At 59.5% G+C, this 14,811-nt stretch carries 17 protein-coding genes and 2 pseudogenes; 9 read left to right on the top strand and 10 right to left on the bottom strand.

Features of this window, described 5'->3' with window-relative positions:
- Window positions 1-2: 2 nt before the first annotated feature.
- From J3D60_RS06830 to J3D60_RS06820, 3 genes and pseudogenes are all read right to left on the bottom strand, one after another.
- Window positions 3-272 (bottom strand): annotated as a pseudogene (locus J3D60_RS06830) (LysE family translocator); the annotation flags it as partial.
- A 153-nt stretch (window positions 273-425) separates the two neighbouring features.
- Window positions 426-2,042, bottom strand: a complete 1,617-nt coding sequence (locus J3D60_RS06825) for an ATP/GTP-binding protein (RefSeq protein ID WP_253490558.1) — start codon at window positions 2,040-2,042, stop codon at window positions 426-428.
- Between the two features lie 215 nt (window positions 2,043-2,257).
- Window positions 2,258-2,626, bottom strand: a pseudogene (locus J3D60_RS06820) (LysE family translocator); the annotation flags it as partial.
- A 300-nt stretch (window positions 2,627-2,926) separates the two neighbouring features.
- On the opposite strand from J3D60_RS06820, the gene J3D60_RS06815 reads away from it, so the two are divergent.
- A complete protein-coding gene (locus tag J3D60_RS06815) occupies window positions 2,927-3,295 on the top strand; it encodes a hypothetical protein (protein WP_253490556.1) in 369 nt (122 codons plus the stop codon).
- A gap of 141 nt (window positions 3,296-3,436) precedes the next feature.
- Here the strand turns inward: J3D60_RS06815 and J3D60_RS06810 are convergent, their stop codons facing one another.
- The 3 genes from J3D60_RS06810 to J3D60_RS06795 all read right to left on the bottom strand — a co-directional run bounded on the left by J3D60_RS06810 (window position 3,437) and on the right by J3D60_RS06795 (window position 5,917).
- A complete protein-coding gene (locus J3D60_RS06810; RefSeq protein WP_141696597.1) occupies window positions 3,437-3,646 on the bottom strand; it encodes a hypothetical protein in 210 nt (69 codons plus the stop codon).
- A gap of 61 nt (window positions 3,647-3,707) precedes the next feature.
- The gene (locus J3D60_RS31270) at window positions 3,708-5,021 is read right to left on the bottom strand and encodes a methyl-accepting chemotaxis protein (RefSeq protein WP_301294469.1); all 1,314 of its coding nucleotides are present in this window, start codon (window positions 5,019-5,021) and stop codon (window positions 3,708-3,710) included.
- Between the two features lie 41 nt (window positions 5,022-5,062).
- Complete coding sequence (locus J3D60_RS06795; RefSeq protein ID WP_115487448.1) at window positions 5,063-5,917, bottom strand: helix-turn-helix domain-containing protein; 855 nt, start codon at window positions 5,915-5,917, stop codon at window positions 5,063-5,065.
- A 117-nt stretch (window positions 5,918-6,034) separates the two neighbouring features.
- Between J3D60_RS06795 and J3D60_RS06790 the strand changes: the two genes are divergently transcribed.
- The 4 genes from J3D60_RS06790 to J3D60_RS06775 are packed head-to-tail and all read left to right on the top strand — an operon-like array spanning window position 6,035 to window position 9,246.
- A complete protein-coding gene (locus tag J3D60_RS06790) occupies window positions 6,035-6,223 on the top strand; it encodes a DUF1656 domain-containing protein (protein ID WP_027608439.1) in 189 nt (62 codons plus the stop codon).
- 10 nt (window positions 6,224-6,233) lie between these two features.
- The gene (locus tag J3D60_RS06785) at window positions 6,234-7,142 is read left to right on the top strand and encodes an HlyD family secretion protein (RefSeq protein ID WP_253490554.1); all 909 of its coding nucleotides are present in this window, start codon (window positions 6,234-6,236) and stop codon (window positions 7,140-7,142) included.
- Window positions 7,142-9,097: an FUSC family protein gene (locus J3D60_RS06780; RefSeq protein ID WP_253490552.1), complete on the top strand. Its 1,956-nt coding sequence runs from the start codon at window positions 7,142-7,144 to the stop codon at window positions 9,095-9,097. The genes J3D60_RS06785 and J3D60_RS06780 overlap by 1 nt, the downstream gene beginning before the upstream one ends.
- Window positions 9,094-9,246 carry a hypothetical protein gene (locus tag J3D60_RS06775; RefSeq protein WP_253490551.1) on the top strand — a complete coding sequence of 51 codons (153 nt, stop codon included), beginning with the start codon at window positions 9,094-9,096 and terminating at the stop codon, window positions 9,244-9,246. Before J3D60_RS06780 ends, J3D60_RS06775 begins: the two co-directional genes overlap by 4 nt.
- A 130-nt stretch (window positions 9,247-9,376) precedes the next feature.
- Here J3D60_RS06775 and J3D60_RS06770 read toward each other — a convergent pair whose 3' ends face one another.
- Together J3D60_RS06770 and J3D60_RS06765 are read right to left on the bottom strand one after the other, a co-directional pair.
- On the bottom strand, window positions 9,377-9,598 hold the full coding sequence (locus tag J3D60_RS06770) for a hypothetical protein (protein WP_065941720.1): 222 nt from the start codon (window positions 9,596-9,598) through the stop codon (window positions 9,377-9,379).
- Between the two features lie 73 nt (window positions 9,599-9,671).
- Window positions 9,672-10,310 carry a hypothetical protein gene (locus J3D60_RS06765; RefSeq protein ID WP_253490550.1) on the bottom strand — a complete coding sequence of 213 codons (639 nt, stop codon included), beginning with the start codon at window positions 10,308-10,310 and terminating at the stop codon, window positions 9,672-9,674.
- Window positions 10,311-10,508: 198 nt separating this feature from the next.
- Here J3D60_RS06765 and J3D60_RS06760 point away from each other — a divergent pair, with 198 nt between their 5' ends.
- Window positions 10,509-10,991, top strand: a complete 483-nt coding sequence (locus J3D60_RS06760) for a DUF2867 domain-containing protein (RefSeq protein ID WP_253490549.1) — start codon at window positions 10,509-10,511, stop codon at window positions 10,989-10,991.
- A gap of 44 nt (window positions 10,992-11,035) precedes the next feature.
- Here J3D60_RS06760 and J3D60_RS06755 read toward each other — a convergent pair whose 3' ends face one another.
- Complete coding sequence (locus J3D60_RS06755; RefSeq protein WP_253490548.1) at window positions 11,036-11,965, bottom strand: LysR family transcriptional regulator; 930 nt, start codon at window positions 11,963-11,965, stop codon at window positions 11,036-11,038.
- 137 nt (window positions 11,966-12,102) lie between these two features.
- Here J3D60_RS06755 and J3D60_RS06750 point away from each other — a divergent pair, with 137 nt between their 5' ends.
- Together J3D60_RS06750 and J3D60_RS06745 are read left to right on the top strand one after the other, a co-directional pair.
- Window positions 12,103-12,495 carry a RidA family protein gene (locus J3D60_RS06750; RefSeq protein WP_065941717.1) on the top strand — a complete coding sequence of 131 codons (393 nt, stop codon included), beginning with the start codon at window positions 12,103-12,105 and terminating at the stop codon, window positions 12,493-12,495.
- Between the two features lie 98 nt (window positions 12,496-12,593).
- Complete coding sequence (locus J3D60_RS06745; RefSeq protein WP_065941716.1) at window positions 12,594-13,463, top strand: GyrI-like domain-containing protein; 870 nt, start codon at window positions 12,594-12,596, stop codon at window positions 13,461-13,463.
- Window positions 13,464-13,521: 58 nt separating this feature from the next.
- Here the strand turns inward: J3D60_RS06745 and J3D60_RS06740 are convergent, their stop codons facing one another.
- Window positions 13,522-13,878, bottom strand: coding sequence for a VOC family protein (locus J3D60_RS06740; RefSeq protein ID WP_065941715.1), 357 nt, complete (start codon window positions 13,876-13,878; stop codon window positions 13,522-13,524).
- A gap of 103 nt (window positions 13,879-13,981) precedes the next feature.
- Between J3D60_RS06740 and J3D60_RS06735 the strand changes: the two genes are divergently transcribed.
- A complete protein-coding gene (locus J3D60_RS06735; protein ID WP_065941714.1) occupies window positions 13,982-14,725 on the top strand; it encodes a class I SAM-dependent methyltransferase in 744 nt (247 codons plus the stop codon).
- The last annotated feature ends 86 nt before the right edge of the window (window positions 14,726-14,811 follow it).

Below are 14,811 nucleotides of genomic sequence, written 5' to 3'. Positions count from 1 at the left end.
CCTCAAGTCCTGCGCGCGGTCAACAACACCGTCGCCGCCGCCGACAACAACCCCGCACAGCAGCGATTGAATATCCGCTTGCCACGCGGCTCGGCAAACCAGCGACGCATGTGCAGGCCCATATAGGCGTAGAGGCTGATGGCGATCCATTCCAACACCAGGAACAGCGCGCCCAGCACGGCGAATTGCGGCGTGATCGGCTGGCCTGGCACCACGAACTGCGGAAGGAACGCGGTGAAGATCAGGATCGCCTTCGGGTTGCTGCTCGCCAGCTTGATTCTGAACCGCTGAATGGCAGGTTTCGACATAAAGCAGCCGCTCGTAGGTCTAGATTTTGATAAGATGAGACGGGCACAGCGGCTGCGTCCCACATCTAGAAAACGAGGGCTGAAAATCCAAAGCGAACGGAGTGAGGAAGTCCGTAATTAGCTTGCTTGCACGGGCGGTAGGACTCCTTTGAACGCTGCGGCCAAGCCGGAAGAGACCACCACATCTCGTAGCATCCTTGTTAGCCAACCCTCAAAGGAAGCCAATCTCGTCTGTTTCAAGTGTTGAGCGGCAAGGGCGAGCATTCCTTTGTTGTCGTAAATGGTCAGTAAGCTAGGCAAGTCACCATTTGCCAAGGCGTCCTGAATCTTCTTGGTCACGCCTGCTGCGATGCCTGCGATATCCAAGGCGGCGGTTTGGGACGCATACTCCGAAAGTAATTCATGAATGCTCTTTGGCCCCGAAAGGTCGACCTTCTTCAGTGCCCGATCAATTCGTCTCCGACAGTATCTAACCACGACGTCGTCGATTGCCGCTTGCGATTGCAAGGTGTTGAAGACGGCAGCCTGCAGTTTTGACAATTGTTGTTCGAGATCCGCCCCTGCGTAGCCTTCGGTTTGCGCGATAACACGGCTGACTTCAGGTAGCAGAATTAGGTTTTCGACCTCAGATACCGGTAGCGGGTGTACGCCTAAACCATTCAGATAATGGATTTCGTCTGGCGTATAGTCATCGGCATCGACTATTCCCGCGCAGGTGGCACGTGTGAGCTGAGCATTCGCGCGCATGGTAACCACGGCGTGCACGACTTGTTCGCACGAGCCCCGGGGTATCACAGTCCATTCCGAATAGCAGCACCGATAGATTGCGAGATCCAGACTTGTCCCAGCGCCCTCCACGAATAAAATTGGGCGGCGGCTGCCAAGTATCAGTGTTGTCACTTCTTCGCTAAAACCGGTGTCATCTGGAACAGTTTCTATCGTCCAAGAAGGCGCCGGGGTGTACGACTTGATGACGTATTTTTGGGCTGCTCGGGTCGCAGCGAAGTGCAAATCATGAGTAATGAAGATAAATGCGCAATCCTTTCGCGCGGCTTCAATTTCGTCCCAGAGACTCGACATAATGGATGGGTGAACGTGCAATTCAGGTTCATCGATGATTAGAAGAGAAGAGTCGGCGGCGACCAGGGCTTGTGCTAGAAGATAGAAAATCGCGCGTTCTCCATCACTCATTTCCGAGGCGGGATAGGTTCCGGAACCACCAATAACTGAGACTCGGATGTCATCACCGGAAATAACCAATTGCCGGTGGGGAAGAAGGCGTTGCCAGATGTCCGAAAGGGTTTCGAACTTTGTAGGCATGGCCTGCGTGAGCGTACCGGACCTAGCCTTACTGTGCGTATCCAAGGTTGTGACCGACTGGTCTGCGAACAGTGCTTGAAGCAGGCTGTCGAAGTCGTCCAGCATTCCCACTGCGGGCTTTGAATCGGCCCACCGACTCCCTGCGCGGTTAACAATTGTTGCGTTCTCATGTTCCCACCCTAATCGGAGCTTTCGGAGCGCCTCGGCACCACGAATTTTCGGTACAGCAGGATTGAGCCTGAGGGCTCGATGAGCCGAAATGCGGTGAGCATCAATGCCTGCCGCCTCTTCAATGAATACAGCCAAGCGCGTTTTTCCTGATCCATTTGCCCCGACGAAAACAACTGACGAGCCGGGCTCGATAGCTATAGGCGTCTGCTGGTCTGAATTAGGAATTTGAAAAGTGAACGTCAAGTGGAAACTCCTTTTGTGATGGCGTTAACCGAAGTAGATCTGCGCTAGGCCCCCCTCTCTCTCCCGTCCTGGAGCTCATTTCTCACCCATAAACTCCTGCTACCAATCCAAGCATTACACCTTAATCAGCCATCCTACCAGCGAATTGCTGCTCGCTTGCATGTTCGCTTCTGGCCGAAAGCAGTGCCTAAGAAAAATTCATATTGCTCCTCATAGGGGTTGCCCGCCGCCACCAGGAACTCCTGTCGCGCCAGTGCCCATAGGCTCACCTTGGCGGTTACCGATTCCGCCTCCGCCTGGGGATTTGCGCGCCACAGTTGAAACGCCAGATACAACAGATACGCCGCGCCCAGGATCTTGATCGCGTAGAACAACAGTTCCGAGGTTTGCAACACCACCGCCAACCCCGCAGAGGCGAGGGCGATCATGCCGGCAAAGGCCAGCAGGCGACCGATACCGGCCAGGCAGGAGGTGCGGTAGCCATAGCGGGTGGAGTTGCTCACGGACAACAAGTTATTGGGGCCGGGCGCCATGTTCAGGGCGAAGCAGGCGGGGAGGAACAGGGCGAGGGTGGCGAGGTCCATGGCGGCTCCGGTTTGGGACGGACGGGGAGCGTCGAGGATAAGGGGAGTGGAGGTGGTTGGACAATGTGCGCGTTGGCGGCGAAAAGATGCCAGTGCGCGTTGAGCAGGTTGGATTTAAAGAGACGCGGGTGCCAGATCGATTCCGGTCAGGGGGATGTAGTTTTCCATTTGCTTGAGTCTGGCTTGATACCTCTATGCTTGGACGGAGCGCTTTCGGCCAAAAGCGGACTGTAGACAGATAGCTGCTGGCATTCCTACGCTGGCATTCTAGTAATCACACAACGCTAAAAAGGAATATTCATGTTGGTCATTCAAATTGATCGGGATAGCGTGCATGCAGGGGATGATCTGGAAAGTCGTAGGACATCAATCAGGCTTGATCCAGCAGTAACACTGCGCGCTTTGTTCGAAGCGATCCAAGGTATGGGTTACCTGCCTGGCATCAGTGGAGGCAAGGCGACGTGGATTATTTGTTCGTCTGGCAAACATATAGGTGTTTTAGCTCAGCAATGGCCAGAAACTAAATTGTTAATCCCCGCCGAGAGCTCCCTGAGTCAGTATTTTGGGGATACCGAACCTAGCCTTCTGTTCAGATATTGGTGCCAGGCAGATCCAGACCATGTCTTTTCACACATCAAAGCTGGAAATGAACCGCCGTCTCGATTTTAGGACTGGCGGGGGCTGAATCGCCCCTGCTTCTGTAGACGCCTTCGAGCTTCAAGGAAGCGCTGCTAAGCCTGTGAAACTGTCCGCTTCTGGCCGAAACTTGCCGATGAGTTTCCCTATCGCCCATCGTCAGGCTGCTGGAGCCTAGCTTGATAAGTCCGCATCCAGGGAGGCAGCTTTCGATCCTGCCCGGGCGTTACCTGCCTTCCGATCGACGATACTGAAAATCTGCCGCTCAGCAGAGGCACCAAGCTCTTCGAAGACAAGCTCCCCTTTAGTCGCTGGTTTTTTGCAGGCATTCCAGGCGTTCAGCAAATAGTTCATTTGCATCCAACCCTCAAAAGACAGCTTCACAGTGGCCACCATCGATTGCTATGTCATCGCTCTCGAATTCGCCTGCGCCACTGCGGGCCAGTCAAGCCACCTGGTTCGCAAACCTGCCCACCGCGTCGACCACCCGCTTGGCGCCGTCCTGAATTTCCACAATGACCTGGCCTGCCTGCGTGGCGAGTTCAAGACCTTGCTCTGCCTGGGACTTGCTGTTGGCCATTTCTGCTACGGTCTCATCCACCAGTTTCTGGTTCTGCAGCACCACCGAGGCGATTTCTTCCGTCGCCGTGCTGGTGCGTCCGGCCAGTTGCCGCACTTCATCAGCCACCACCGCAAAACCGCGACCTTGCTCGCCTGCACGGGCGGCTTCAATCGCGGCATTCAATGCCAGCAGGTTGGTTTGCTGGGCAATGCTGCTGATGGTCTGAATGATCGAACTGATCAGCAGTGACTGTTTTCCGAGGGCTTCGACTCCGCCGGCAGCCGCCTGCATATCAGCGGCGATTTTATGCATGGTATGCATCGTGTCGTTGACCACCACGGCTCCGCGCTCGGCACTGACATCGGTCTGCCGGGAAATTTCAAATGCGGTTTGCGCCGCGCCACTGACTTCCTGTTCCCGGGCAACCTGGTCGGAGACCACCGTGGCGAACTTGACCACCTTGCACAGTGTGCCTTCAGTGTCATACACCGGGTTGTAGGTTGCTTCCAGCCACACGGTCTGGCCGCGGCTGTCAACGCGTTCAAATCGGCCGGCTACAAACTCGCCCCTGTTCAGGGTTGCCCAGAAATCCTTGTAGTGCTGGGACGAGGTTTCCTCCGGTTTGCAGAAAATCCGGTGGTGGCTGCCTTTGGCTTGTTCCAGGCTGTAGCCCATGGCGTGCAGGAACTGTTCATTGGCGGTGATGACATGCCCGGAGAGGTCGAACTCGATCACCGCCGTCGAGCGCAGCAATGCCTGGATGAAAGAAGTGTTTTCCGAGGCTTTTTCTACCCGGGCGGTAATGTTCGTTGCATAGCAGGTGACATGACTCAACTGGCCGCTCGCATCCGTGATCGGCTGCCAATGTGCATGCAGCCATATCAATGAGCCGTCGGCATGCAGGTAGCGGTAATCGTCGGTAATGGACTTGCCAGCGGCGACCGCCGCCCGGAAGTTATGAAAGCAGGGCAGCTTGGAGACGTACTGCGGGACGATCTCGGCCATGGCACGGCCTCGAAGTTGCTCCGGGGTGTAGCCCAACGACTTGGCAAAGTTGTCGTTGCATGCGGTGATCTTGAATGTCGAGTCGATACTCAACGTCAGCATTTCACGGTTCAGGCCATCGCGCAGTTGGCGCAGTTCCAACAGCTCGGCTGCCTGGGCGTGAAGCTGGCTCTTGGCTTTTGTATTGAACATGGGAAACCGCCTCCTTGGGTTACATCCAGCCTATCGGCACGTCATTCTGCAAATTTAGACCGTTCGACGGGTAAAGCTTCATCAGCCAACCGGGATCCCCGCTGATGTGTTGCGGTCCGCCGCATGTACCGCGCCGGCGGCGAGCCCAGTGTCTTGCGAAACATGCTGATGAACGAACTGACCGACTCGTACCCGAGGGCTTCGGCGGTGCGTTGCACGGATTCGCCCTCGGCCAGGCTCTGCAAGGCCACGATGATTTGCCATTGCTTGCGCCATTGGCCAAAGGTTAGCCCAGTTTCGCTTTTAACCAAGCGCGCCAGGGAACGCTCGCTCATGGCGACCTGGCGTGCCCATTGGGCCATGGTGCAGCGATTTGACGGGTCCTGGGCCAACCCCCGTGCGATGAAACGCAGCTGCGTTGTGGCCGGAAGCGGCAGGTACAGCTGTTCCGAGGGGGCCAGTTCCAACTGTTCGAGGAGCACGCTCGCCACGCGTGCATTGGCAGACGCCGGCGGATAGTCCTGGGCTTGGGCGCTCAGGTGCAGGATCAATTCCAGGACCAGCGGTGACAGCACCAGCGTGCAGCATGTGTGCGGTAGCGCGGCCGCACCGGGCTCTACGAACAGATAGCCGATCTTGCCGTTGGCGGTCACCCGGTTGCTGTGGGCAATACCGCCCGGGATCCATACGCCGAACCCCGACGGCACCATCCACACGCCATCCTCTACGGTGCACACGATGCCGCCGTGATACGCCACCACCAGTTGGCCTTTGCGGTGGGTATGGACGGGGAATTCGGTGTCGTTTCCCTGGCTCCCCAGCATCAACGCCACTGCGGGCTGGTCGAAACTGTCCAGTTCGAATTGATCCACCCCGTAGAGACGTGTCTCGTCCATGTCGCTCCACCTCGATTGTCTGAATTTGATTATATCTTGGCAGCATACTCAATATCGGCACGGCCTTGCAGTCCCTACCATCGTCAGCAAGGCCATTGCCGACTGCGAGATTCAACGATGCTGAGCGAAATCACGATTGCCCACCTCTACCTGCCGCCTTTCTTGCTCTACCTGGGCGTTACCGCCGTGGTTTACGCACTGCTGGAGCGGATCATGCGGCCCTGGCTGGATTGGGCCTGGCACCCGAGCATGGCGCGTTTCTGCATGTCGTTGATCGTTCTCTCGATCCTTGTGCTGAAGTTTTGAGGCGCGGGCGATGACGATCAAACACCTGCTCAAGACCCTCGTCACCCTGGTGCTCGGCTTGACCGCGCTGTTGTTGTGTACGCAGCTGTGGCGCGCCTATGAGTTGGCCCCCTGGACACGGGACGGGCGGGTCAGCGCGCAAGTCATCCGTATTGCCCCCGAAGTGTCCGGCCAGGTTGAACAACTGCTGGTCGAGGACAACCAGTGGGTCGCCAAGGGCGCGTTGCTGTACCAGATCGACCGCAGCGCCTATCTGCTGGCCCGGCAACAGCGAACGGCCGAGCTTGCCGAGGCGCGCAGCGTGCTCGAACAGCGCCGCTCACAGCTCAGCCGTCGCCAGCAACTCGGCGATGCCATTGCGCGGGAGGAGACCGACAATGCGGCCCGGGACCTGGCGGTGGCCAGGGCGCGGGTGGACGCGGCCCAGAGCCAGTTGGCCCACGCGCAGCTGGATCTGCAGCGCACGACGGTTCGTTCACCGGTCGACGGGTATGTGACCCAGTTGCGGCTGCAGCCGGGTGACTACGCGGCGGTGGGCGATACCAATATCTTTGTGGTCGACAGCCATAGCTTCTGGGTCACCGCTTACTTCGAGGAGACCAAGCTGCCCGGTGTTCGCGTGGGGGCCGCGGCGTCCATCAAGCTCATGGGCTTTGCACCGCTGCTTGAAGGGCATGTGGCGAGCCTCGGCAGAGGCATTGCCGACGGCAACGAGCTGCGCAGTAACAGCGGCTTGCCCCAGGTGGCTCCTACGTTCAGCTGGATACGCCTGGCCCAGCGTGTGCCGGTTCGGATTGAGCTGGACAAGGTGCCACCGGGCGTGGAGCTGGCGGCGGGGATGACTGCGAGTATCGAGGTCGCCGAGGCGGGGGCCGCCCCCCATTGGCGGCTTACCCAGTGGCTGCAGGATTTCATGTGATGGCCCGCGCACTGCGAATGCTCGGGGCATGGTCGCCCGAGACCTCGGGGTATGTGCTGCGCAGTCTTGCGGCGGCCACATTGGCCCTGTGGCTGGGCTTCCAATTGCACCTGGAGGCGCCGTTCTCGGCGGCTTCGACCGTGTTGCTGCTGATCCATCCGCTGCAGGGCGCGGTGGTCGGCAAGGGCTTCAATCGCGTACTGGGAACCCTGGTGGGGTTGCTCGCCGCCCTGGTCCTGACCGGCCTGTTCGCGCAAAAAATGCTGCTGTTCATCCTCGGGATCGGGGTGTGGCTCGGCCTTTGTGTCGGTGCCATGACCGTGCTTCGGCACTACCAGGCCACGGCGGCAGTGGTCGCAGGCTATACGGTTTGCCTTGCCCTGGGCCCGGCCATTGTCGCCCCGCAGCAAGGTTTCGAGCATATCGTGGCGCGGGGCACGGCCGTGGTCCTCGGGGTGTTGAGCCTGAGTCTGGTGGCGACGTTGTTCAGCCGCAAGACCGTCGAGTCCAAACTGAACAAGGCACTTGAGGACATCGCCGCCCGTACCTTGGGATTGCTGGCCTTGCGATTGGAGGGGGAGCAGGGCGCGCAACTGGCTATTGCGCAGGGCCAGTTGGCCATCGATGTGGGTAAGGTGGACGAGCTTCTCGGGATCGGCCGAGGTGAGTCCCGCCTGATCCGTTCCAGGCTCGCGACCCTGCAGGCAGGGCTTGCGTATGTGCACGGGGTGATCCTGGACGAGTCACCGCTCAACCACGGTGGCTTGACTTCCCTCGTTCGAATGGGCGCGCAACTGCAACAGCTGGCCGACGCAAAGCCGGGTTTTTCCGTGGCAGCCGAGCATGTCCGGGAGATGCAGCATCGCCTCGCCCAGGCCCATGAAAACCGTCAAAGCCAGCAGTGCTTGAGTGAACAACTGGCAGACCTGTACAGCGCCTTGCTGAGCTTTGCCTGCCTTGAGCGTGCGCCCCGGACGCCGGCCCGCGCCGTGGGGTTCCACCGCCATTACGGCGACGCGCTGCGCAACGGTCTACGTGCCCTTGTGGCCACGCTTGCAACCGCTGCGGTCTGGTACCTGACCGCCTGGGACCAGGGGCCAACCTTGCTGGCAGTGTTGGGCCCGTGCTGCACCTTGCTGGCCACCAGCCCGGCGCCCGCTCAAGGCATCGGCCGCTTCTTCGAGGGAACGCTGTACGGCATCGTAACGGCAGCGGCGTGCAAGTTCCTGGTGTTGCCCCATATCAGCGGGTTCGCGTTGCTCAGCATCGTGCTGATCGCCTTCTGGACCGTCGGCATTCATGCCACCACCCGGCCGCGCCACGCCTTGCAGGGCATTGCCTACCTGATCGCGTTCAACACCCTCGTCGGCACCGGCGGCACGGCCCAGTACGACTTCACTGACTTCGCCAATCAAGCGCTCGCCTGGCTGGTAGCGCTTGCCATCTGCCTGCTGGCCTTCCAGCTACTGCCGGGGAAATCTGCCCGCCATGTACACGTCCTGACCCAGGCGCTGCACAGGGACACCCGGCGCTTACTCCGGCACGGGCGCCGCATGGACCTGCTCAAGTGGCAGGCCCGGCAACAGCACCGCTTGGTCGCCTTGCAGGCACTCTTGGGCGCTGGTCACCAACCGGCGGGCGGCGCCGGCTCCGTGTCCCTTCAATTGAGCCGCCGGCTGCTGACTTTGCAACGCCAGACACGGGAGCTGGAACCTGAATCGGCAATCGCCAAATGTGCGCAAAGGGGCGATCGGCGTATTTCAAGGTATGCCTCCAATCCCGCGATCGGCGCGGCTCAGGCACGTCGGACGTCGAGATCGTTGACCCGGCTGGGGGCTCACGCTCTGGCGGCTGGCTACCAGGAGTTAGCCGGGCTGCTCGACACCTATTCAAACATTACCAACGCGGATATCCGCATCCGTTCCAGTTCAAACAACCAAGGTGAGATGAAATGAAGCAACTCCTTATCTGGACGCTTTTCGGCATGATCGCGTCGACGCCATGGGCCGTGCAGGCATCGGACGGGGCTGAGGCGCTGGTGCGCTGGCAGCAGCAATTCAAGCAGGAGCAAAAACAGCAGGCTGAACGCCCGAGGGGGGATTAGGGCTCCAGGTCCAAGGCCGCAATGACCGGGAAAGGGAAAACCTGATCGGATAGCGGCCGGGGCAGGGACATTCATCGGGCGAGGGCTTGATTGAACAGGTTTTGCAGAAGCCCCTCACCCCGCCGCAGAGTCAGAAGCTCTCAAGACGCACGTGGATTCCCGCTCGTCCAGCCAGCTCAATAACGTCTTCCAGTCGATCCGCGTCAACAATGAAACCGTCGTAATTTTCACCTCCGGAGTCCAGGTGAAGAAACCGTTTACCGAACCGGGCGAGCCACTGATCAAAGAGGTTGGTTTCCTCGGGAGGAGGCATGGTAAAGCGTCCACCAAACAATCGATCCAAAATGCCCATGTCTGTCCCTCTATGAGTGTGAGGAAACCATTGAGTCAAGCACAACTGCCGTTCAACAACTGTCCTTGGACGATCAAGGCAAGGACGCTGGAGTCACGGTGTACCAGCCCGACGGTGTTTTGGCACACACCTGGGGTCTCAGCGGTGTTTCAACGGTGGTGTCGGCCTGGGTGGAGAGCTGGCGGACGGCAATCACGCAGCCGGCCTTGAACGTGCTGATTTTCATCATTTGAAGTTCCATTTCATAGTCTTTACCGGGCTCGGGGATCAGCGTGACAGGCGCGGGAAAGCAGGATAGCTGCGAGCCCCCCATGGCGAACCCGGCAATAAAGGGTTTACCGGCCGGGATGACGTGTTCGTCAAACACCTTGGGCGAACGGTTGATGGCCTTGCTCGCCTTGCTGGCGGGCATGCCAATCACGCTGTTCTGGCGGTCTGTCGCGCGGAAAGGGTAGAGCCCTGCCGAGTCGACATGGGCTGTTTGCCATCCGGCTTCTTCGGGGGTTTTGGTCAGCAGGGACTCGTTGTAGAACATCTCGCAGGTCTGGCCACTGATAAAGCCGGCGTGGGTGGTGTCACCGGTGATCAGGCGGACACGCGCGGTAGTGGTCGGATCATATCGGCTGATGTGTGCTTCGTTGCGAACGTCGGTCTTGGTGGTGGCGCAGCCGATCAGCGTCAAGCTGACGGCCAGGGGAAACAGTAAACGCATGGGTAACCTTCATATCCTGTGAGGGTTGGAGGCCGCAACCATACTATGGCGGGGATATGTTCGCCCACTTGCGATACACGGGGGAAGGGACAGGGAGGGGGCGTTCATGGCGGCTGTACATTGACGTAACATAGCCGCATAACACTCAGCCTCGGATGTTATCGGGAATGAAAATTGGCCCACTGGACGGGATGAAAATTGCCTATCACATCACCAGCTCACGCGTTGCGTGCACTGTCGGAGCTCGATTACTACCACATTAGGTCGGTTCAGCTCCCCGTTGAAATCACCATGCTTGACGCGTGGAACATCACAACGGCTGAGCCGGGGCTGGCCATGCGGTTGGCTTTCCGAATAAGGGACGCAATTTCTTCGTTATTCGGTGTGAAGCGAATCGGCGGGTTCTCCGGCGTTGCGCGAAAAACGGTACACGCAGGCGAACACCTGGATTTCTTTCTGGTGGAGCACAGCGCCTCCGATATCCTGGTTCTTACCGAGCGTGACAGGCATCTGGATGTCATGATCTGCCTTTCGATAACAGATCGTGTGCTCACCATCACATCATCGGTCGTCACGCATAACCTCTATGGACGCATCTACATGTTACCGGTAGGGCTCGCCCATAAAGTGATGGTCAGTAGTCATCTGCGCCGATTGAAGAGAAGCCTTGAAAGGCAGTAGAGGTTGCTTGTTCCGGTCGATCAGCGAACCCATACACGCGTCCATCAGCACCCATCCTGTCGCCCACTGACAGGGGCATGCACGGCCAGCAACTCAGCCACCCATTCGATAAACACGCGCAGCTTGAGGCTGATATGCCGGTTTGGCGGAAAGGCCACGTAAAGCGGCATCGGATCAAGGTGCCAGTCCTTGAACAAGGGCACTAATTCGCCCCGGTCCTCGAAGGCTTTCGACATGTAGCTGGGCAACCACAGCACGCCAAGGCCCGCCAGGCCGGCGGCGAGGTAGGCATTGCCATCATCGACCGCCAGGGCGTAGCGGCCCTTGATCTGGAGACTTTCCTGGTGCTTGCGCATGGCATAGGGCAAGGGTTTGCCGGTGCGGGCCCACAGGAAACCGACGATACGATGGTTGGCGTCTTCCAGTTCCCGTGGGTGGACGGGCGTACCTACGCGTGCCAGGTAGCTCGGTGCGGCAAACACGCCGAGCGCCAGGTCGCCTACCCGCCGGGCCATCAGGGATTGGTCGGTGAGTTCACCGCCGCGCACGACGCAATCGACGTTCTCATCGATCATGTCGACGATACGGTCGCTGACGCCCATGTCGATCTGGATGTCCGGGTAGCGGGCGTAAAACCCAGGCAACGCGGGGACGAGGATCATGCTGGCCAGTGGGCTCGGCACATCCACGCGCAGGCGGCCCCTGGGCAGGGTTGCCGCGCCGGACAGGCTGGTCTCGGCGTCGTCCATGTCGGCCAGCAGTTGCAGCACGCGTTCGTAGTACACGGCGCCGTCGGCCGTGACGTTGACTTTGCGCGTGGTGCGGTTAAGCAATTTGACCCGCAGGCGTGCCTCCAACTGCTGCACCAGTTGCGTCACGGTGGTCTTGCTCATGTGCAGGGTCTCGGCGGCCTTGGTGAAGCTGCCGGCCTCCACCACGCGAGCAAATGCCTGCATTGCATCAAAACGGTCCATTAAGGCCTCGGCGATCGATTGTTTGGGTTTCACAAACAGTGCTGGCTAAAGTTGCTGGTTTATCGTCCTGGCACAAGCCCCTAGAGTCTGCCCATCGTTAATTGCGGGTCAATCTCGACCCTTTGAAGGAGGCTTCCATGACGCAGCGCAATGTGGTTTTTCCGCCTGGACGCCAGGCGCTGTATGAGCGCAATCGCTATTCACCGGCCATTAAGTCCAATGGCTTTTTATTCGTCTCGGGGCAGGTCGGCAGCCATGCGGACGGTTCGCCCGAGCCCGATCTGGAGGATCAGGTCCGCCTGGCGTTCAACAACCTGAATGCGATCCTGGGGTCTGCCGGCTGCACCTTTGACGATGTGATCGACGTGACGGTGTTTATCGTCGATCCCGAATCCAGGTTCGAGACGATCTGGAAGGTGGTGCCGGAGTTCTGGGGCGAAGCGCCGCACCCGACGCTGACTGGCGTGGGGGTTACGTGGCTGTATGGGTACCAGTTCGAGATCAAGGTGATTGCCAGGCTTCCTTTGTGAATCCGTGCTGGCACCTCCACCTCAGCAAGCACGGCTAGGCGCAGGCTGTCGGTATAGTCGATCCTATCGTCCAACGCCTATCCCGGAGCTTGCAACCCGTGTCTGACTTGCCAGGCAACGCCGCCTACACACAGCGCTTCGACGCCGTACTCGCCTATATCGACGCGAATCTTGAAGGTGACTTGTCGGTGAAGGCGCTGAGCGAGGTGGCGCATTTTTCGGTGTTTCACTTCCATCGGCAATTCACCGCGTTCATGGGCATGCCGGTTGCGCGCTATGTGCAACTGATGCGCCTGCGCCACGCGGCACATGACTTGTCTTCCCGCGCTGATTATTCGGTGCTTGAGGCGGCGCTGGGGGCTGGCTTCGAAAGTCCTGAAGCCTTTGCCAGGGCGTTCAGGCGAGCGTTCGGCATGGCGCCGAGCGCATTCAGGAAACGACCGGATTGGCAGCTCTGGCGCGGGGTATTCAGCGTCCCTTACTTTTCCAGGAGCATCATCATGCAGGTACGAATTGTGGAGTTTCCTGCGGTCAAGGTGGCCGCATTCGAGCACCGCGGCGCCCCAGGGCGCGTGAATGAAAGCGTGCAGACATTCATTGCGTGGCGCATGCACAGCGGGCAGTCGCCGGTGGCTTCAAGTCGCAGCTTCGGTATTCCCTTCGACAATCCTGATACGACCCCGGCCGATGAGTTCCGGTTTGCCATTTGCGGCGAGATTCACCAGGCGCTGGCCGCGAATGAGTTCGGCGTCACTGAACGCGTCATCCCCGGCGGGCGCTGTGTGGTGGTGCGTCACGTGGGTTCGCCGGATCACATCGCAGAGTCGATCTATCCGATCTACCGCGACTGGCTGCCTGGCAGCGGCGAGGAGCTTCGGGACCAGCCGTTGTTTTTCGAATACCTGAGCATTTTCCCCGAGACACCGCAGGATCAATGGCAGACCGATATTTATGTGCCGTTGCAGTAGCGGCGCTCGCCAGCCTGTGGGAGCGCAACTGCGCTTCCACGCCTGGTGTTGCGGCCAGCTACGGCTGAGCGGTCCACACCGCCAGTTCATAACCATCCGGGTCAATGAAGTGAAACCTGCTGCCACCGGGGAACGAAAAGGTCTCGCGGCTGATCACGGCGCCTGCGGATTTGAGCCGCTGCTGCGTGCCTTCAAGATCATCCGCGTACAGGATCACCAGCGGGCCACCCGGTCGAACGGGTTCTGCGGTAGTGAACCCGCCGGTCAGCCTGCCATCGCTGAACTCGGTGTAGGTGGGGCCGTAGTCGACGAATGTCCAGCCGAACACTGCGCCGTAGAAGGCTTTGCTGCGGGCGATATCGCCCACGTTGAACTCGATATTGTCGATCTGTCGGTCTAGACCGCGAACGCTCATGGTTGCCTCCTTGGCGGATGGTTGAGGGGCGAGTGTAGCGGTTTACACCCGGGACTGGGTTACCATGCCGGCGCGAAATTCCCGCCGAACCCTCTGGCCACTTATGTCCTCCAACGCGCTGTACACCGACCTGTCCATCTACTACGACCTGATGTGCGCCGACATCGACTACCGCGCGCAGAGCCACAGCGTGCGCCGCCTGCACCAGTTGTTCGGCAATGACGGGCGCCGCCATCTGGACCTTGCCTGCGGCACCGGGCCCCATGTGCGCCACTTCCTCGACTTCGGCTACCGCAGCACCGGCCTGGACATCAGCCAACCGATGCTGGACCTCGCCCAACTGCGCTGTCCCGAGGCACGGTTCAGCCGCCAGGACATGGCCGGTTTCCAGGTGGACGAACCGCAAGACCTGATCACCTGCTTCCTGTACTCGACCCACTACAACCCCGGGCTCGCGCAACTGCGCGCCTGCCTCGCCAGCGTGCACGGCGCACTCGCCGACAACGGCGTGTTCTGCTTCAACGCGGTGGACAAACTGCATATCGACAACCGCTTGCTGGTACGCCATAGCGTGGAGTTTGAAGGCAGTCATTTCACCTTCGGCTCCGGCTGGCATTACCGCGGAGAAGGGGAGCAACAGGCACTGCGCCTGAGTATCGAGAAGACCACGGCGGGGGTGACCCAGGCCTGGCAGGATGAGCACACCATGGTGGCGCTGAGTTTCACGGAGTTGCAGGGGCTGTTACAGCCGTATTTTGAGGTGCAGGTGTTCGAGCATGACTATGAGCGGATCACGCCCTGGGCGGGCGTGACCGGCAATGCGTTGTTTGTGTGTGTGAAGCGGTAATGAACTGCCAGGCGGCCCTGATGCTGACGCGCTGGATCGCAATGATGCCAGCGCGGGTTGAGTTGATTTGATTTAACTTGCTGGCG

The sequence above is a fragment of the Pseudomonas sp. S3E17 genome, assembly GCF_024168685.1.
In the GTDB taxonomy this organism is placed as follows: domain Bacteria; phylum Pseudomonadota; class Gammaproteobacteria; order Pseudomonadales; family Pseudomonadaceae; genus Aquipseudomonas; species Aquipseudomonas marginalis.
This window is presented reverse-complemented; position numbering and strand designations above follow the sequence as displayed.

Bases quoted from the DNA above. Each gene is read 5' to 3' on its own strand.
- J3D60_RS06815 (WP_253490556.1), top strand. From the start codon at position 2,927: ATGTTGGTCATTCAAATTGATCGGGATAGCGTGCATGCAGGGGATGAT.
- J3D60_RS31270 (WP_301294469.1), bottom strand. From the start codon at position 5,021: ATGTTCAATACAAAAGCCAAGAGCCAGCTTCACGCCCAGGCAGCCGAG.
- J3D60_RS06795 (WP_115487448.1), bottom strand. From the start codon at position 5,917: ATGGACGAGACACGTCTCTACGGGGTGGATCAATTCGAACTGGACAGT.
- J3D60_RS06790 (WP_027608439.1), top strand. From the start codon at position 6,035: ATGCTGAGCGAAATCACGATTGCCCACCTCTACCTGCCGCCTTTCTTG.
- J3D60_RS06785 (WP_253490554.1), top strand. From the start codon at position 6,234: ATGACGATCAAACACCTGCTCAAGACCCTCGTCACCCTGGTGCTCGGC.
- J3D60_RS06780 (WP_253490552.1), top strand. From the start codon at position 7,142: ATGGCCCGCGCACTGCGAATGCTCGGGGCATGGTCGCCCGAGACCTCG.
- J3D60_RS06775 (WP_253490551.1), top strand. From the start codon at position 9,094: ATGAAGCAACTCCTTATCTGGACGCTTTTCGGCATGATCGCGTCGACG.
- J3D60_RS06770 (WP_065941720.1), bottom strand. From the start codon at position 9,598: ATGGGCATTTTGGATCGATTGTTTGGTGGACGCTTTACCATGCCTCCT.
- J3D60_RS06765 (WP_253490550.1), bottom strand. From the start codon at position 10,310: ATGCGTTTACTGTTTCCCCTGGCCGTCAGCTTGACGCTGATCGGCTGC.
- J3D60_RS06755 (WP_253490548.1), bottom strand. From the start codon at position 11,965: ATGGACCGTTTTGATGCAATGCAGGCATTTGCTCGCGTGGTGGAGGCC.
- J3D60_RS06750 (WP_065941717.1), top strand. From the start codon at position 12,103: ATGACGCAGCGCAATGTGGTTTTTCCGCCTGGACGCCAGGCGCTGTAT.
- J3D60_RS06740 (WP_065941715.1), bottom strand. From the start codon at position 13,878: ATGAGCGTTCGCGGTCTAGACCGACAGATCGACAATATCGAGTTCAAC.
- J3D60_RS06735 (WP_065941714.1), top strand. From the start codon at position 13,982: ATGTCCTCCAACGCGCTGTACACCGACCTGTCCATCTACTACGACCTG.